The organism is Paenibacillus sp. FSL R5-0912, from assembly GCF_000758605.1.
Taxonomy (GTDB): domain Bacteria; phylum Bacillota; class Bacilli; order Paenibacillales; family Paenibacillaceae; genus Paenibacillus_AQ.
In genome coordinates this window covers 1,075,007-1,093,112 of sequence record NZ_CP009282.1, presented here as the reverse complement: position 1 = coordinate 1,093,112, position 18,106 = coordinate 1,075,007, and the positions used below count along the sequence as shown (strand labels likewise).

The 18,106-nt window shown below is 56.3% G+C and carries 10 protein-coding genes and 1 riboswitch; all 10 genes read right to left on the bottom strand.

Annotation, left to right across the window (positions count from 1 at the left end):
* Positions 1-27: 27 nt before the first annotated feature.
* The gene (locus R50912_RS04695) at positions 28-714 is read right to left on the bottom strand and encodes an ECF transporter S component (RefSeq protein ID WP_042232800.1); all 687 of its coding nucleotides are present in this window, start codon (positions 712-714) and stop codon (positions 28-30) included.
* Positions 687-2,579 (bottom strand): ABC transporter ATP-binding protein, encoded by a 1,893-nt coding sequence (locus R50912_RS33075; protein WP_052415990.1) that lies wholly within the window; start codon positions 2,577-2,579, stop codon positions 687-689. The genes R50912_RS04695 and R50912_RS33075 overlap by 28 nt, the downstream gene beginning before the upstream one ends.
* The gene (locus R50912_RS04680; protein ID WP_052415988.1) at positions 2,495-3,439 is read right to left on the bottom strand and encodes an energy-coupling factor transporter transmembrane component T; all 945 of its coding nucleotides are present in this window, start codon (positions 3,437-3,439) and stop codon (positions 2,495-2,497) included. The genes R50912_RS33075 and R50912_RS04680 overlap by 85 nt, the downstream gene beginning before the upstream one ends.
* Positions 3,436-4,299 (bottom strand): DUF4430 domain-containing protein, encoded by an 864-nt coding sequence (locus R50912_RS04675; protein ID WP_042232795.1) that lies wholly within the window; start codon positions 4,297-4,299, stop codon positions 3,436-3,438. Before R50912_RS04675 ends, R50912_RS04680 begins: the two co-directional genes overlap by 4 nt.
* Before the next feature lie 966 nt (positions 4,300-5,265).
* Complete coding sequence (locus R50912_RS33070; protein ID WP_052415986.1) at positions 5,266-7,446, bottom strand: S-layer homology domain-containing protein; 2,181 nt, start codon at positions 7,444-7,446, stop codon at positions 5,266-5,268.
* A gap of 193 nt (positions 7,447-7,639) precedes the next feature.
* Positions 7,640-7,828: riboswitch (cobalamin riboswitch) on the bottom strand.
* A 516-nt stretch (positions 7,829-8,344) separates the two neighbouring features.
* Positions 8,345-11,572, bottom strand: a complete 3,228-nt coding sequence (locus tag R50912_RS04660) for a GAP1-N2 domain-containing protein (protein WP_052415985.1) — start codon at positions 11,570-11,572, stop codon at positions 8,345-8,347.
* The gene (locus tag R50912_RS04655) at positions 11,569-12,831 is read right to left on the bottom strand and encodes a hypothetical protein (protein WP_042232790.1); all 1,263 of its coding nucleotides are present in this window, start codon (positions 12,829-12,831) and stop codon (positions 11,569-11,571) included. Before R50912_RS04655 ends, R50912_RS04660 begins: the two co-directional genes overlap by 4 nt.
* 565 nt (positions 12,832-13,396) lie before the next feature.
* Entirely contained in the window at positions 13,397-14,032 is a 636-nt protein-coding gene (locus R50912_RS04650; protein WP_042232789.1) for a hypothetical protein, read from the bottom strand.
* A 34-nt stretch (positions 14,033-14,066) separates the two neighbouring features.
* Positions 14,067-15,338, bottom strand: coding sequence for a vWA domain-containing protein (locus tag R50912_RS04645; protein WP_042232786.1), 1,272 nt, complete (start codon positions 15,336-15,338; stop codon positions 14,067-14,069).
* Positions 15,339-15,682: 344 nt separating this feature from the next.
* Positions 15,683-18,106: an FtsZ/tubulin family protein gene (locus tag R50912_RS04640; protein ID WP_052415984.1), complete on the bottom strand. Its 2,424-nt coding sequence runs from the start codon at positions 18,104-18,106 to the stop codon at positions 15,683-15,685.

Below are 18,106 nucleotides of genomic sequence, written 5' to 3'. Positions count from 1 at the left end.
TATGAACAAAGACCTATAAACATCTTTTCACTCTTGAAGCAGTCCATACTTCTTGCGAAATCTCTTCAGCACTTTAGTCCATCCTCCAGCCAGAATAGCCAGAAAGAAGACATTGGATATAGCATGGGCCAGGTCAAAATAAAAGCTGGCTCCATAGGTCGCTGCCACAAGCCCCCAGCTGAACGCATCCGGAAGACTGAGAATAACCCAGAGATTCATAATCCAGCCGAACAGGAATCCCCAGATAAAACCGAAGATCAGCAGCCCGGTCCGGTTCTTCATCCACCAGGTATTGCGCAGCCAGCCCGCCGTAAGTCCGGTCATCCCCCAGGCGAACATCTGCCATGGTGTCCAGGGGCCCTGGCCGAAGTAGATATTCGAGACCAGCGCCGCCACTGCACCGATGACGAACCCTGCCTCTGCCCCGAAGACATAAGCGGACAGAATGACAACGGCAGACACGGGCTTGACACTTGGCAATGCGGCAAAAGGAATCCGGCTGACCGCAGCAATAGCAGATAATACGGCCAGCAGTACCAGTTCTCGGGATGCCAGCTGGCGGCGCTCCAGACGGAGAAACATCGGCAGCAGCGCCGCCAGCAGCAGCACCAGGCTGAGCAGTATATAATGATGGTCTTTCAGCGCCGCTGTTAGCGCAAGGCCAGCCACAAATAATCCCAGAGCAATCAGCAGGGGTGCGCGGAACCGGACCATGTTTGAATCACATCCTCTATCGTCAATGCCTGCGGCAGTAAGTCCCGGACCATACGGTTGACTGTCGTAGTATAGAAGTAATTACTGCTGAAGAACTCTGCCGGCGCCCCTTCCGCTGTTATGCTGCCGTCAAACAGCAGCGCACAGCGGGAAGCATATTTAGCGGCAAACTCCACATCATGCGTTACGATCAGAATACTGGCCCCCTGCCCGCGCAGTTGCTGGAGCAGAGCAGCCAGCCTGTCTTTGGCTGCCGGGTCAAGCCCTTTAGTCGGCTCATCCAGCAGCAGGATATCCGGCTTCAGCAGCATCATCATAGCAAGCGCGGTCTGCTGCTGCTGCCCGCCGCTGAGATCATGCGGATGGCTCTGCAGTACCTCGCGGAGCCGGAAGACTTCCAGCAGGGCATCTATTTCCCGCCCGGCTTCTTCCAGGGATACCCCGGCATACTGCGCCATATGCTGCAGTTCCTCGGCCACAGTATCATAGCTGAAATAGAGCAGCGGATTCTGGGCCAGAAGCCCGGTTGTACTCCCCTTGGACAGCTCGGCCTTGCCGCGCTGCGGCTTCATCAGGCCGCTCAGTACATGCAGCAGGGTCGACTTCCCGGCACCGTTCCCGCCCATAACCGCCAGAAGCTCTCCCCGCTTCAGCGTTAGTGAGAGCTTCCTCAGCACCTCCCGGCCTTCCTTGTCGTAGCGGAAGGTAAGCTCCCGGCAGCTGAGCAGAATTTCTGCGGAGGATGCAGGAAGGTTCACGGGTGACTCCGGCCCGCCCGGGCCGAAGGCTCCAGGTGGATAAGTAACGGGAGCAGCGGCTGAATTGTAGGGAGTGCCAGTATCCGGAGCTAGTTTAGACCGTTCGCGGGAGACGTTAACAGATGGTCCTGAAGAGTGTACAGCGGGGTCTGCGCCGGAATAAGCAGGCACAATGTCACCGGCGACTGTACCGGATACTCCTGGTGCAGCTATAGCCGCTGTATTTACGCTGGGATTAGCGGCATTCACTCCCGCTCCAGCAGTCAGAGAATACAGCCAGCGTTTGCCCTCGCGCACAGTCAGCGGGATATTCTCCGGCGCGGCTGTCTCCGCTTCCGTTGACAGCGCCAGATATAGCCGCGAAGCTGCCGGCAGATAAGCCTGACGCGAGGCGAATTCCGCACCTCCGGCAAGCTGGGCGAAAGCACGCGGACCTGCATCTGCCACCAGCCTGCCGCCCTCCAGCATCAGCACACGGTCGGCCAACGGCAGCACCTCCTCCAGCCGGTGTTCGCTGATGATTACCGTCACTGACATTTCCTCGTTCAGCCGCTGCAGCGCCATAATGAATTCCCGGGCAGCTACAGGGTCAAGCTGTGAGGTCGGCTCATCCAGCAGCAGCACCTTGGGCTGAAGCAGCAGCACCGAGGCCAGATTGAGCAGCTGCTTTTGCCCGCCGGACAGCTCATGCACGGATTGGTAGAGCAGCGGCTCCAGCCCGAATAATCCACAGATCTCAGCCAGCCGGGTACGCATCACTGCAGGCGGTATCCCCAGATTCTCCATAGAGAAGGCCAGCTCATGCCAGACGGTATCCATCACGATCTGCGCATCCGGGTTCTGGAAGACCATTCCGATCTCCCCTGCGGCAACGGCTGCCGGAAGATCGGGCAGGGGCTGCCCTTTAAATGTCAGGCTTCCGCTGAACATGCCTACCGGGGCAAGCTCGCGTTTCAGATGGCGCAGCAGTGTCGTTTTGCCGCCGCCTGACGGACCGCAGAGCACTACGAATTCGCCTTCTTCTATTGTGAACGAGAGCTCATGGAGCGAGTCTCTGTCTTCTTCAGGATAGCGGAAGGATACTTGTTCCGCTTTGAGGATCTCCATAACCATTTCTCCTTTCCTTCAAGACCTGCAGGGAGCAGGACGAACAAACAGAAGCTGCCGTACATCACGGCATCCTGCCAGCTCAAATCCATACTCCTCATCCGGGGATAAATCTCCAGCGTACCGTAGCCCTGCAGCCACAAGAACAGTACAATCATTCCACTGACTATCAGTACCAGCAGAAGCAGCTTATCCTGCCGATCCGGCTTGTATATACTGTACGTGCTGCGTTTGGCAACCCCGTAGCCGCGGGCCGTCATGGAATCTCCGGTCTGCAGCGCTTCCTCCAGCGACCAGGTGAGCAGCACCTTCAGCAGCGTCATGCCGTCTTGCATCCGCTTGCGCAGGCTTCCTGTGCGGACATCCACCCCGCGCAGGCGCTGGATCAGGGTAATCTGGCGCAGCCGCCGCTGGAATAAGGGGACGAACCGGAGCGCCATCAGTGTAAGTAATGCCGTTCTGGGCGCAGCTGCGGCGAACAGGTACATGAATTTATCTGTCGTTACCGTGTAATTGTATGACATGAACCAGATGAAGATTGTCAGCAGTACGGTCATCATTATAAGTCCGTACAGCACAGCCTCCAGCGTAATCGGCTGGTCCAGCCAGTAGAAGAGGATATGCGCCCCCCTGTGCGAGAACAGCGGATTCAGCACTGCAACCGATACCGCCATCAGGAGCATAAAAGGCAGACCGCGCAGCAGCGCCTTCCCCTGGCCCTGCAGCAGCAGCAACGCCAGCAGACCTGCTATTTCCGTGACCAGAAACAACGGATGAAGCCCCAGCAGGGCGAACAGCAGCAGCCCGGCATAATACAGCAGGGCTACAGCAGGATGCATGGACCCGAAGCCGCTGTTCATGGCGCCGCTGCCCCGATATCCTTGCCAAGATCAAGCGTATACAGCCACTCAACCGTATCTCCGGGCTTCATAATCCAGCTGCCGGAAGCCTTGGACGGAAATTCTCCGTTCACCTTATACATCCAGCCGCTCTCTGCCCCGTGATCATATTCGTACAGATTATCAATACCCTCCACATAGGCAAAGGTTTTGCTGCCCTGATATTCCATCTGGATCTTGTGCTGGCGGGTAATCCGCCGCAGCAGTTCCAGCGCAGTCTCATTCTTCTCTATTTCATAAGCCGCCGGGGCCAGAATAACGCCGTGCTCCTCATCTCCAGTAATGGAGAGAGTCACCGTATTCACCGGCGTGGCGGTAGCCGCCGGGGCTTGCGCGGCTGGCGTGGCAGTAGCCGCCGGGGCTGGCGCGGCTGGCTTGGCGGTAGCCGCCGGGGCTGGCACGGCTGGCTTGGCGGTGGCCGCCGGGGATTGTGCGGCGGCACTGCCGGTAGCCGCCGGGGCTTGCGCGGCGGCACTGCCGGTAGCCGCCGGGGCTGGCGCGGCGGCACCGGTGTGGCCGGGCGCCGGCGCGGTTGCAGCCGGCACCGGGGCTTGCGTAACGGGAGCTTGCTCCGTTACGCCGGGGGCGGCTCCGGCTGGCGCTGCGCCGGAGCTGGAAGCTGCCATGCCGTCCGCCGGGGCGGAGGGTATGGCAGTGCCCTCAGGCCGCGGCGTCTGCGCGGCCTGGGAACTGGCGGGCGGCACAGGCCCGCCGCCTGCGGAATCCGGCTGCGCCTTGGAGCAGCCGGCGAGCAGCAGGACAAGCAGGAGCAGGAGCAGCGGATAGAGCCTCGACCTTCTTGATTTCAATAGACTGAACATTTCCTCGAGCACCTCCACAAAAGGGAAAAGAACGGGGGCAGTCAGCCTGTTCCCCGTTCCGTTCAAACACCTTATGATTTCTTAGTGTGACATGAAACAAACTAATCCTGAGCAAAGCACCGTCAGCCAGCCCCTTGGCCGCTGAGCATCCGTCCCGCAACCTGCAGGAGCTTCTCTATCAGCAATCAACCTCTTTGAATACTGGCTGGCACCATACTCTCAGTTTCACCTGCTGTAGCTTTATCAGCATCATTTGCTCTAGCTTAATTAACTAGCTGCAGTAGCCTCGCCTTCCCTAGCGAAACTCCGCAAAATATCCCACCACCGGAACAGTAACTGGATTTTCGGCACTTATTTATGCTATACGGACTTCACTGCCGATTCTAGTTGGATTAATGGCACTTAATTCTGCCCCTAGCCGGGTCATTCACTAATTCAAGCGAGATTAAGTGTTGTTTTTCCAACTACGCCGCCATATCGGGAGATTCACCCGGAATTAAGTGGCATTTATCCACTTGCATATCCCGCCAGCACTTTCGCTTTAGACTGCTTCATGCAAAATCTTGCAGATAATACAACTTAGCTTCATAATCCCTAAAGGGTTCGGGCAGATTGTTGTATGAAATACAAGAATTATCCCGCTACACCCCTTGTCGGAAGAGGAATACTGCCTTTCGTACAACAATTTTCGAATATAGCCGGGATCGTGATGGAAATGTTGTATTATGGGCATGATTTCCAACAGGCAATCGAACTCACACCTCAAAAGCGGGTTGAGATCGTGAAATTCTTGCGCCAGCAGCCTTGAAAATCAAATTAAACTGTGGTGAAGACTAAGCATTATATTCATAGCTTAAGTTCAGCATATATAGCATTTTTCTCTACATGTGCGCAGGATCAAGGCATATCTGAAGATGCGTCTATAAGGAGAATAGCTGGTGTAACCCATCATCCTTCAAAGCTCACCTAAGGCAATCTAACCGCTACAGCAGCGGCCATTTCTCTGGTTACAGCAGTGGCAGGAGCGAATTCGCCGCCGGTACCGCTCATAATTCCAAGTCCGGTTACAGTACGTACCGCCGTTAATGCATAGGCGCTGATCTGGTCTTCATCGGTGAATTTCCCGGTTCCTGCTGCTGCCGAAGCTTCGTCCAGCTTCAAGGCTCTCACGATCATTACAGCCATATCCTGGCGGGTAACGGGGCCGTCCGGTTTGAAGGCTGTGCCTGTTACTCCGCTGACCATTCCCAGTTCCTTCGCTTTGTTCACTGCTCCATAATACCACGCATCCGCCTTAACATCACTGAAACTCTGGGTTGACGATGCCGCAGACGGCTCATTTCCAGTCAATCTCAGCAGCAGTGCCGCAAATTCAGCGCGGGTAATATTCTGCTTCGGTGCGAACACGAGGCTGCTCTCACTGACGCCGTCCATCAGCTTGCGGTCATAGGCCGTATACACGGACTCCAGCGCCCAAGGCGAGATTGACTTCACATCGGTAAAAGCAACACGGTTAGCCGCAGCAGAAGCCACGGTCAGCGGCTGCGAATAGCGGACTACCGCAGGTGTGCTGTCCTTGAGATATCCGGTAACGGTAATTGTATATTTATTCGCTGGCAGGCCGCCGGCAACAACAGCTGAACCCGCAGCATCCGTAACAGCAGTTTTACCGCCGATAGATACCTGAACCCCTGCGGCTGCTGAGGATACCGGGTCGGAAGTGAAGGTCGCTTCATTCCATACCCACTGCTTTTGAGTTACTTTTACAGTAATATCTTGTCCAGGCTGCGGCTGTGCAGGGGAGACCGTCACGGACGCTACCACCTGTGTATTATCCCCGCCATAATAGACAAGCACGCGGTCATTCTCCGCAAGAAGGAAATCACCCATGCCTACACTTGGATAAATCCATGCTCCACCACGCGCTACAACATACATCCATCCGTCATAGCCGCCAAAAGCACCTGCAGTCACGCCGCCAATTCCCGTCACATAATTACCCGCTTCATTGACCAGGGCCACCTTCTTCGCCGCCGCTGCCTTCTCCAGGGCTTGAAGTACATTTCCAGCATATACAGTGCCTTCTGCCAGGGTTCCATTAGGGCCCTCAATGGCAACAGACACACTAACCTGAGGACTTTTCACAGATGAATTGCTAAGATCATAGAGCTTGCTGCCTGTGCTGAAAAGCTTGTAAGCTACCAATGCTTCCAGCGCCTGCTCTGTCGAGAGCTGATTGTAGCTTCCGCCCGCTGTATGAGCGAACCCGCCGCCTGCTGCACTGAAGCTAAGGAGCTTACTGACAAGGTTCACATTGTTTGCGGTATACTCCGCTCCTGCCGGGTCAATCCCAAAGGAAGACAGGCCAATAATGGCTTGAGCGACACTCTCGCTGCTGTCACCATAGCCGCCGTTCTTGTCCTGTGCAGTCGCCAGCCAGGCTGCCGCCCGCTGACCCGCGGTATTGGCTGCCGGATCATCCTTATGTCCTGCCAGCACCGTAAGCACCATCGCTGTCATGTCCGGATCACTAGCCCCCGTAGTCAGGGTGAAGCCTCCGTCAGTATTCTGTTTGGACAGGATCTCAGCCAGCAGTTTCGCCGGCGTCCATTTGGCATTGTCAGGCATAGTATAAGTTCCGGAATCAAGCGCCAGCAGTACGTAGGCTGCGTTGTTCAGCGTCTGGCCGGTAATTTTATCGTTATTGTAGAGCTTCTCAATCAGGTTGTAGCCTGCGACATCCGCCGGATTCCCGCCAAGCGCTCTAACCGCAAGCGTAATCCGCGCATAGTCCGTAGCTCTGGCGTAAACACCCTTGGCTGCGGCTACTTTACTCTCAAGCGCCTTTAAATAACTATCCGGAACCTTGTAGCCCGCCTGCGCAAGGCCGATGGCCTGCCAGTCGGACCGGACTTCGGCCTTCAGCACAAACTCCGAAGTGGCATAGACTGCCTCAGCTACATTAACTGCTGTGCCTGCCGGTTGAGCTGAGGCTGTATTCGCGGCATTCAAGCTTAACTGGGCTGATGCGGTATCACTCTGGGCAAAAGCCTGTCCTGCCGGAGCCACGGATGCCCCCAGAACCGCGAACATCATGACAACGATCAGACCCAGCCGGATAAACTTAGATGATAGATTGTTCTTCATTGCTTGACCTCTTTCTGTGAATAGAATGGTATAGATGAATCCTGCGTCCTCCGCTGATGCGGGTGCAACATAAAGACCGCCCTGTACAGGGCGGCCGGGGAAGGATACAATACATGCGGCTGAAATGAGGATTCCCTACACACAGCCCCTGCTTATATTTGCACCTGTTCCGCATTCTTACCCCCGAAGAATAGAAACAACAACGAAAAAGGCAGGTCTCCTGGCTTACGCATCATTGCTTCCCCCGCCTTCCCATCCGATCATCAGACAGTGGCTTCTCAGGAGTCGCTCCGCATTTACAGTGGCGGGACCGCACCGGACTTACACCGGCCTTCCCTTTTAAGCAGATTACTCTCGTAGAACCAGCATGGCTATCTGTTGCATGACAGCGCCTGTTTCTACGGAAATCCGCACCTTTTTCCAAAGCTTATTAAATTTTAATATTCTCAAACAATCATATCTACTATTCCCCTGTATGTCTATAGACAAGCTGCTTCAATTATAGGCAGACCCTGCCCCTTCCGCACAAAAAAGCCTGAACAACACTTGCCGCATTCTCCCGGCATATCGTGCTGTTCAGGACTTAAATAGTGATTCTTCCGCTTCCGGCAAGAGCCAGAAGCTTGTTGATTGTATTATGTACAACAGAATGGGAATAAAAGACGGCGATAAGGCATTCTGCTGTATTTCATACAATTGATTGTGGAATATACCCCTGATAGGCTCAGAAATCCGAAATCTAATGCATCAAATACAATAGAACGCATAATAGGGCTGATTATTCCGGATTTGAGTGTATAAAATACAATGACCCCTCTGCCAACTTTGGCGGCAGCACCGTTGATGAAATGCCGGACTTCTCTTACATCCGGTTTGGCCAATTCAGGCTCTCACTCAATCATTCCGCATCCGTGTCCGGGCTGGCGGAAGGAGTGGGGTCGGTGCCGGGTGTAGTCTCCGGAGTAGTGCTCGGGGTACTTCCCGGAATGCTCCCCGGACTAGCCTGTGCCTGTAGCTTCAGCGTATAGATTCCGGCGGTGATCATATCATCCGCGGCCAGCTTCGCGCCAGGCTCCAGCTCCACCGTCACTTCATATACGCGCGCAGGGATTCCTGCGCCCGATGCACCCGCTGCCGGGGAGGCCTCGGCTTCATCAGAGCCGCCGCTATTCCCAGCGGCTGCATCTCCTCCGCCGTCAGTCCCTACGGCTCCCTCATCAGAGCCGCCATCATTTCCGGCGCCCGCTCCACCAGAGCCGCCGCTATTCCCAGCGGCTGCATCTCCTCCGCCGTCAGTCCCCACGGCTCCCTCATCAGAGCCGCCGTCAACTCCGGCGGCCAGGCAACTGCTCGCAGTTGCTACAACCTTGTAAGTGTCCGCAACGTTATTACCGGACATCACAATGATCTCCGCCGGGTTGAAGGCGGAGCAGTCCGCCACAGCGGCAAAGCTGAACACCAGCTTGACGCCTGCTTCCTCGCTGCTTGCATCCCCGCCAGCATTCCCAGTGCCTTCCGTTCCGCCGCTTTCACCCCCGCCTGCGTTCCCGGCGCCTTCCGTTCCGCCGCCTTCACCCCCGCCAGCGTTCCCGGTACCTTCTGTTCCACCGTTTTCGGCCCCAGTGCCCGTCCCGGCACCTGCCACTCCGCTGCCAACCAGCCGTACAGAGACAGGGGCTTGAACTTGCCCATCCGAATTCTTGATATCGCCCCGAACCGGGCTCACCGTCGGCTGCGGTGCAGCGGTATCCGCATCCGGCCGCAGCCAGCTGATGGCGATGATGGCGATGATCAGTACGATCCCAAGCACGCTGCCGGAGATCAGGATCTGAAATCGGCTGCGGCTGACCCACCGCGCCAGCGGCGAAGCCAGCTGGGAGCGGGCTTCATTGTAGACATTCTGCATGGCGGGCGTTGCGGCCGAGCTATAGCTTTTGCGGAAATCGCGGTTCTTGAACGCCTCGCGGTCGTTCTTCAGGAAATACTTCAGCACCGCCCGCCGGTAATTCGGCCACAGCTTCTTGCTCGAGATGGTGAACAGCCGGTTATGCTGCGACCAGGCCAGGAAACGGTAGACCGTTTCCTTATCATTGCCCGCTTTGCGCGCCACCAGCTCCAGCAGCGCATCGTAATCAAGCGGACCGCCCTCACGTTCACTGCTGTGGTAGAAGGCCAGCGGCAGCCGTTCGAACGGCTCGATGCTCCGCGACTCCTTCAGCCAGCGTCCTCCGAGCAGCTGTACATCATCCAGCTCCCGGGGAGACAGCCCGGCAAAGATCTCCTCGTCCGGCTTCTCCTCCCCGAACCAGCGGTAGGCAGCGCGCAGCGCATTCGCTTTACGCTTAGCGATTGCATCCAGCGGCGGCTGCCAGTCCGCCGTATCCCGGTAGCGCAGGAAGGAAATCTCCAGCAGCTGCTCCATCGTCAGCTCGTCCAGCGAAATCCGGTTCAGCAGGAAGCGGTCAGCAACGGTTCCCAGCTCCTGCAGCAGTGACAGCGCTTCAGGATGCACACCGCCGCCTCTGCGGCGTTCTTTCTCCGCCTTCTGCACCGACTCATGAACCGATGCCACCGCCGCCACCGGATCATTGTCCCGCTGCAGCTTCTCCAGCAGATACTCCTTGACGGTATCGCGCACGAAAGCCTGCTGAAGCGCCTCCGGAAGGAAACGGCCCCAATGCGCCACGAACCGCAGAATATCCGCCGATTTCGGCGCGTCAGCCAGCCGGGATTCCATATAAGGCTCCAGCAGCGCTTTGCGGAATATAGGCTGGGCCAGCACTCTTTTGAAGAAGGCCGCACTAAGCTCATCGTTACCCTCAATAATACCGTAAGCGGCAGCAAGCGCATCCTCACGTCCCGCCGACTGGCAGTTCAGCATCCCGTTGATGAAGTAATCCACAATTTTGACCCGGTAATTATGGCCAGGCAGTGCATAATACTCCTTGAACCACTCCAGAATCTCCGGCGCCGGTACCCCTTTTTTGCGGATCAGATCATACTCCCGGTCGAACCGCTCCAGGAACATATCATTCAGACGCACCCGGGATTCCAGCGCCCCCTCCGGCTTCAGATAGGACAGCAGGCCGCCGAGCACAGCATTCTTGTTCCCTGTATATAAATCTTCATCGCCTTGCTCAATCTCATAAAAGACAGCCAGCTCATTGTAGAGTGCCAGCGACAGCTTGCGGTCCACACTCTCCCCAAGCAGCAGGGAGTCGGCGAATCTGGCGAAGTCTCTGAGACTCCCGCCCTTTTGCCCCAGCGTCTTCCAGGCCAGGTCTGCATACGTCTGCCGGGACTCCCCGAAATCTGCATTCAGAATCCGCGCGCCTGTCAGATCAAAAATATAATCCTTCTCAATACTCCGGTCCCCCGGGCGCAGCGAGCCCTTCTCTACGAAGGTCAGGTGAATATATTTGCGGCTCTGCGGCTCTTTGGCATAAGTGATCACTCCCAGCCTGCGGCGGAAGTCAGGCGGCAATGCAGCATAGAGAACCTCCGTCAGCTCCACCGCACGCTGCGACAACTCACTGATCGGTACATCCAGCGCCACATATATCTTCTTCTTGCCGGCTACAGACAGCATAACCGCCTGCAGCAGGGCTTTGAACAGCTCTTCGGTGAACCCGAGGCTGCGAAGCACGGTCAGCGGGTCTGCAGACTCTTCACGGCCCCCCGCTGGAATGGACTCCAGTTCAGGCAGTGTTCCGCCCGGCTCCCCTTCATAACTCCGCGCAAAGCCGGCATGCAGCCATTCCCCGTACCCCTCAACAATCTCCTCCGAGCGGATAGGTGGCACCACGAAATTATGGGCAAAAAAAGCGCTCCGCTGCCCCGTGAAATCCGCCGCCAGATAGCGGCTGAGGCCAATCACTGTCTCATTGCTCTCCGTATGGAACAGATGCAGCGCGTCAGGATACAGCTCCTCCTCCTTCTCACCCCGTGCCGCGAGCTCAGCCGGAGCATCGTAGAGGCAGAAGGGGTGCAGGATTTTTTTGACAAAATTATTGTCGAGACTCTCCGATTTCGCTACCGTATCGAATCCCTCTGTCGCCCGGTAAACGCCGCGGCGCTCGCGGGTATACATCTGCTGGGTGATCATGGACCCTGAAAATCTGTTCACGGCCCGTCGCTCCCCTCAATATAATTCAGCTTGTGCAGCAGCCAGATAAAGGGCTCGTCCACACGGATCGGACTGACCACACCCTCTATCCTTTGATTGACCGGATTGCTGCCCAGCGCAGATACCGCGAAGTAACCGGTGTTGGCAAAGTACACATCCATCGTGTCCTTGAACGGTCGGTCGACCTTCTCGATAAAGCGGCGGATTTCACCGTCAATGTTGTGGAACTCGTCCAGATTCAGCGTGTTGCGGTGCACATAGTTGTTGAACACGTTGCTGTTGGACTTGATGTAATCGCCGTCTTCATCCTTGAGTGAGTGCAGCATGTCGCTTTTGGCCAGTACAATGGCCGTTGGAATATTGGTCTTGCTCTTCTCCTGATAAGCGATGAAGTCGCCGAACATGGTCAGCACCACATCGCGCGGCTCATCGTACTGCGACACCCACTCGCCCGGACGGTCACCGAAGTTGATGCGGATTTTCTCGCGGATGGAGCGGATCTGCAGCGGATCGACCATGAACAGGATGCCTGCGGAGTTCTTGATATGCTGGCCGTGCAAGCCCAGATAGTCCTGATCGACCATCCCTTCACCGGCAACATCGAAGAACACCAGCGTCAGTGGAGGCTTGGATTCATCCTTGAATACGAACTGGAAAATGAACGGCTCCTGCATCTTCTCCTTCTGGGTAGAAGCGAGCAGATCTCCCCGCTCGAACAGCGGCTCTTCGTATAGTGTGCGGAATTTGCGGCTGATCTCGGCATTCAGCGGCATACAGGCGGCGTCAAAATGCCCCGCAGTCGTATGCTGCAGCGTGTGAATCAGCGAGGTCATATACACCGACTTCCCGACCTGGGAAGCGCCGATAATCGAGATAATATTGCTCGGCACCTTGCCGGCAGTTACAGGCAGCTCATTATGGCAGGACGGACATAGCCGTCTGCGGGTCAGCACGCCATAGCGGTCGGTGATGCCGGTCAGCACATGGTCCGTATAATGATGATACTCCTCCGGAATATCCGCCGGATTCAGAATCGCTTCCATATCGTCTACCGTATCCAGGCCGAAGCGCTCACGGTACTTATTCAGCAGATCATCTTCGCCCAGCGCATAATTCTCGTCATCCTCACGGCTGTGCATGGCCCGGAATACCACTTCCTCCGGCTCGAACCTCGAGAAGCAGTAAGGGCAGACGATATCATAATACAGCGGCCTTGCCGGGGGCTGATTCTTCTTCATGAAGCGGCTAAAAAAAGACATTTCTCTTCCTCCTCAACGTTTTGGCCGGCAGCTCAGGTAAATGAGCGGCTGACAAAACTGGCTACGAAAGCATAATCTCCAAGTTTGGATGCAGGAGCTCAGGCGAATGAGCAGCTGACAAAACTGGCTTCGAAAGTTTAAGCCTAAAGTTTTGCCGCAACAGCTGCTCAGGCGAACGAGCTGCTCGCAAAACGGGTATCGCACAAATTCGCTACTATATCTGAGCTCAGATGGTCCGCTCGCTTAATTTCTCCGGCCTACACACTACACTTCCCCGGCATTCCGCCTGTACGCAGTTCTTGGAGCGCATATAACTGCACTTTGTACAGCTATATTACCGTTTCCGCCCGCTTGCGTCCGAATAGCTGCAGTTCGTGCAACTATACCGGAGCAGAGAGCATGATTAGAGGGATTCCCCGCGATATAGATGTACAAAATACAATTAAACAGCCGATGCGGCAGAAATCATCCACTTTAATTGTATGAAATACAGTTATTCCATATCTGGACGTATCAGGCTGAGCTCCGTGCTCCAACTGTTATTTCTTACACCTTGCCGGCCCGGTTACTCCGGCACCAGCTCGTAATATAAACCGTACTTGCGGCCGTCCGTGAAAAAGATACGGATGAAGTCGTCTTTGCTGACCTCAATCGGGGGAAGCTGATTTCGTCCGGGGGCGAAATCCTGCACGAACGGGAAAAGCGCCCCGTCCTCCCTGGAGGCCGGATGGCCGTCCCGCTTCTTCACGTAGCAGAGTACTTCCTTTGGTACAGGCACTTCAGCGGTGATCGTCATTTGCACGGTTTTCAGCTTGCTGAACAGGCCTTTTTTGTGCTGGACGGAATAATAGATTCTCGCTTTGCCTGCGCTGACCAGTGTCTTGTTGGCACCATCCCGCTGACGCACCAGCAGCGTCTCCCCGTTCCCGGCCAGCCGGGCATAGATGGTATACGCCACCAGCCCGATCTCATCCAGCCGGTCACGGTAGCCGTTATTCGCTTTGTACTCTTCACGTGTGTAGAGCTTCATGCCGGAAGGCGGATGTTCCTCATTCTCCGGCGCCTCCGCAGAGGCTTTATGAATACATACTGCCTGCACGCCATCCGGCCAGCGCCACCGCAGCGTGCAGAAGCGGTCTTCCACTCTGGATACGACTTCTGTAATAGCCGGTGCTGCAGAATGAACCTCGGCGTACCTCATGCAACATGCTCCTTTCATTAGGTGAAAATCAAACTCAGAACCCCTTACTGCCGCGATTCCGGCGCGGCGGAGGGAAGCCGTCCGCAGGTGTGACCGCAGCTCCGGCGGCTCTCCCTTTGCGGGACAGGCGTCCTTCCCCTACAGGTACTACATACGTAAACAATGTAAGAATAGCAACGAGCACCAGCAGTGCCAGCAGGCGGATCATCGGGTCTGTAACCGTATCCCCGTTAAGACCGAATTCGAGAATCAGTCCGGCAGCGAGCCCGGATAATGCGCCTCCGAAGCTGAAGCTGCGGGCCAGATGGCGGTTATCGAATATAATGCCAAGACCGAGGCCCAGTGCGGTACCAATCAGGATCAACGCAAGAATCCTCACTACAGCATAATAAGGACTATCTGCTGCCCTATCGCTACGCTCGGTGAGCAGGGTCCGGTCGCCCAGACGGTCATAGATCTGCTGGAATACCTCGCCAAGCCGGTTCGCATCTGTAACATCATAATACTGGCCGCCAGTCACACTGGCGATATCCTGCAGCAGATTGGAGCCGGACGGATCCTCCAGGGCAAGCCCGATGGTATTGACCGCAATGCCGCGATCCACAAATGCATTCAGCTCCGTTGACGTATCAAACTGGCTGAAGCCGTCGGATAACAGAATGACCATCGCTCCGCGGTCCGCCCCGTCTTCATTAATCACATTCATCGCTTCTGTAAGGGCACCGCTGATATTCGTTCCGCCTTCGGTAGTCTGCAGGCTGCTGATAACTTCCGACACCTTCTCCCGGTTCTCCGCTTTGGAGAGCGAGATCAGCGGCTGGACTACGGAAGCCTCATGGCTGAAGGTAACCACAGCCACCTTGTTATCTTCATCCAACTGCTGCACCAGTGCTCTGGCTGCTTCGTAACGGCTGTTGTTAGGATCACTCTCCAGCATGCTGCCGGAATCATCGATGACCATGACGACATTCTTGACTGGCTTGATGCCGCCAAAGTTCAGTTCATACACGAACTCGGTCAGCGTACCTATGCCAAACAGCAGCACCACAGCCAGTGGAAGCATTTTCCATGACGTACCGAGATAACGGAGCTTCCAGGACTGGCCATTCAGCTTGGGCGAGATCGTCTCTGCAACCACACTGCCCACCAGGACACAGAGCGCGGCAATGGCAAAATAGATCCCCACCAGAACAATCGGCGGCAGGTCATATGGCCTGCGGTCCAGGAGCAGCTCGCCAAGCACAAAGGCCACGCCACCGCCCAGCAGACTGAAGAGGAGCAGAAGCAGATTGATTTTACGCTGCATTAATATTCATCCTTTCCGGGAAAAACTTAATAATAATGCGCTTGAAGCCGGCGCTTTGGTGCTGGAGTTTCAACTGCAGGGTGAATAGGCTGTAAATTCTATTCTGATGCATTCTGTACAACAGATTGCCATAAAAAGGGGCTGAAATTTCATTCTATTGCACTTCATGCAGCAGAATGTATGAGGATTATCCTAATTCACTAAGTTGGCCCAACTCTGTTGCACAAAATACAATAGAACCTTTTTTCAGGACAAATCAGGACCAATCTATTGTACTTTTGCAGCAGATTAGCTGCAGCGAAGCTGCTGCCGCCCTGTTCCGCCGCATTTCCAATGTACGAACCTCATCTCATTTCCGGCAATTGCTCCTCAGCAAGACCATGCAGCGCATAGCCGCTGCCCGCATAGGTCTCATAATATACCTTGCCGTTGCGGTAATAGAGCAGATCCTCCAGGTGGAAGCCGCCCATCAGATTCAGCTTCTCCACCCCGCTCCTGCGCTGCTCATGCACGAAGCCCAGCCGGTAGATGCGGGTCGTCTCGTCCGCACCGAAGGCATAGCGCAGGAATTCGGAAGCACTGTCGCCGAAAAAGTATTTCTCCTCATGCCGGTGCTCCTGTGTATATTCAAACAGGCGGACATTCATTGCCGCCTCCTCCTCAAGACCCCGGTAGAGCTGCTTGAACAGCTCCTCCTTGGAGACAATGTCCCGGTTCTCATAGGCTGCCGCGACATTGGCACGCCGCAGCAGCTCCTCCTCGAACGGAAGCGTGAACAGCCCCGCCGTCAGCAGCTCCCGGCGGCAGATCTCAATTAGCCGCTCAGCTACAGCATCGCCGCCGCGCCGCAGCAGCTCCGAGAGGCTGCCCATAAACCGTTCACTGAAGAAGATATTCCCGCCCCGCCGCGTCTCGATATCCTTCATGACCTCTTCTGTCACGCTGCGGTAATACTCCATGATGTTCTGATCCACGGTATCCTTGCTGCGACCGATACTGGTGAGGGCCAGGCTCTGCAGCTCCTCCTCCAATGCTTTCATCGCCAGGACCTTGGCTCTGCTGTCCGAATGCAGCTGTTCAAGCGCCGCATCATAGCGGAGGCAAAGGGCAAGCTCGCTTTCGAGCCGGAGAATCTCGTATTTCTTACCATATACGGTATCGAATAAATAATGAATGAAATTACGCACAGTCCGTTTATCCAGCAGCGGCACCCGCTGGAACGGCTGGCGTTCTACACTCTCCGCATAGAGCCGTTCCAGCTCCTCCTGCGCAGAGAGCAGTGCCGAACGCAGTCCGCCCATATGCTGGCGCAGGGCATGGAGCACACTCCCTCCGCCCTCTGCCAGCTCAGCTGTCCATTCTGCGAGCTGGTAGAAAGTCACCGGCGGAGTTGCCTGCTCCTCGGCGGCCAGAACGCCGGCCCACTCCCGGGGAGGATCGATGGCCGCAGTCCTTCTTGCGGACACTTCCGCAAAGTTGCTGCGGAAATAAGCCTGCCCGCCTTCGCCGAAGAGCAGCTCCTCAGCTTCGCGCAGCGACAGCGCTCTGAGCTCCGAGTAGGACGGGCGTCCATGGCTCATCAGCCCGGTCATCTCCGAGAGACCGGACTCATCCGGCAGCAGCTCCGCCGCGCGGGAACGCAGGGAATCCGCTCCGAGTCCCAGCAGCGCCTGCCGTTCCTTAAGGCTCCGGCTGTTGCCGGCACGCAGCTTCTCAGCCAGGTAATGCAGGGCATGGTAGAGCACCGCCAGCGCAATCTGCCGGTTCGGCCTGCGTACCGCCGAGAAACCGGCCGAAGCATAGCCTTGTCTGCCCGTGCTGCCCCGGATGCCGCTTTTGAAGGTCATATTATTGTAGCCGCCGTGCCCGGAAGCATGATCAGCCGCAGGCCGGACACGGTTCTTCAGCAGGCTGATATGGGCAATAATCTCATAATTGTCGTCCATCCCGTGGACGGACATCAGTCCGCGCTCGTTCTTGTCGGAGAGCAGATAGACCAGATCGAACAATGCGGAAGGGCCATGGTTCACGGGGATCGACAGCCCTTCCTCCGTAACCAGAAGCGGAGCGCTTAAGGCATAATCCGCCGCCTGCATCCCGTCCAGCTCACGCAGAAAAGCCAGCCCTACCGAGCTGGAATAGCCAAAGTTATCCCCTTGCTCCCGCTCGTTGATCAGCGCATACAGATCGGTCTGCACCGACTTGAACGACTGGCTGAGGATGGCGCGGGCCAGCAGGGCAACCTCAGGCAGCAGCACATTCAGCGGGTCATCAACACGCGTAACGACCGACAGATGGATGACATCGAACGAAGAATACAGTCGTCCATAGTCCGCTATGCTGTTGCTTAACTGGCGCAGCGTCCGGTTCATCCCGGCCAGGTACTGGCTGTCCTCATGAAATTCACGGTACAGCTCTCGCCGGACCGTCCGGGGATCACGGCCCGCCATGTTCGGCAGGGCCATGTGCAACACGCGTTCATGAACGCTGCTGTTACCGCTGCCGATCCATCCCTTGATTCCATCCTTCTCCTGCGTACTGCCGCTGCCGCTGGGAGAACCCGCGTGCAGCGCCATGACACCGCCTGCATTGTCCCATTTACGCTCGCAGCGCTCCAGCACCGGACCGATGGCCGGGGTCACCTTGTCGCCGAGGAACAGAAAGAGAGCAGGGTAATGGATGCTGCTGCGCCCATCCCCCTTGTTATGCTGCGCTTCCTCCTGCGCAGCGTACTGCTCTGCATATTGTAAGGCCTGATCTCTGATCAT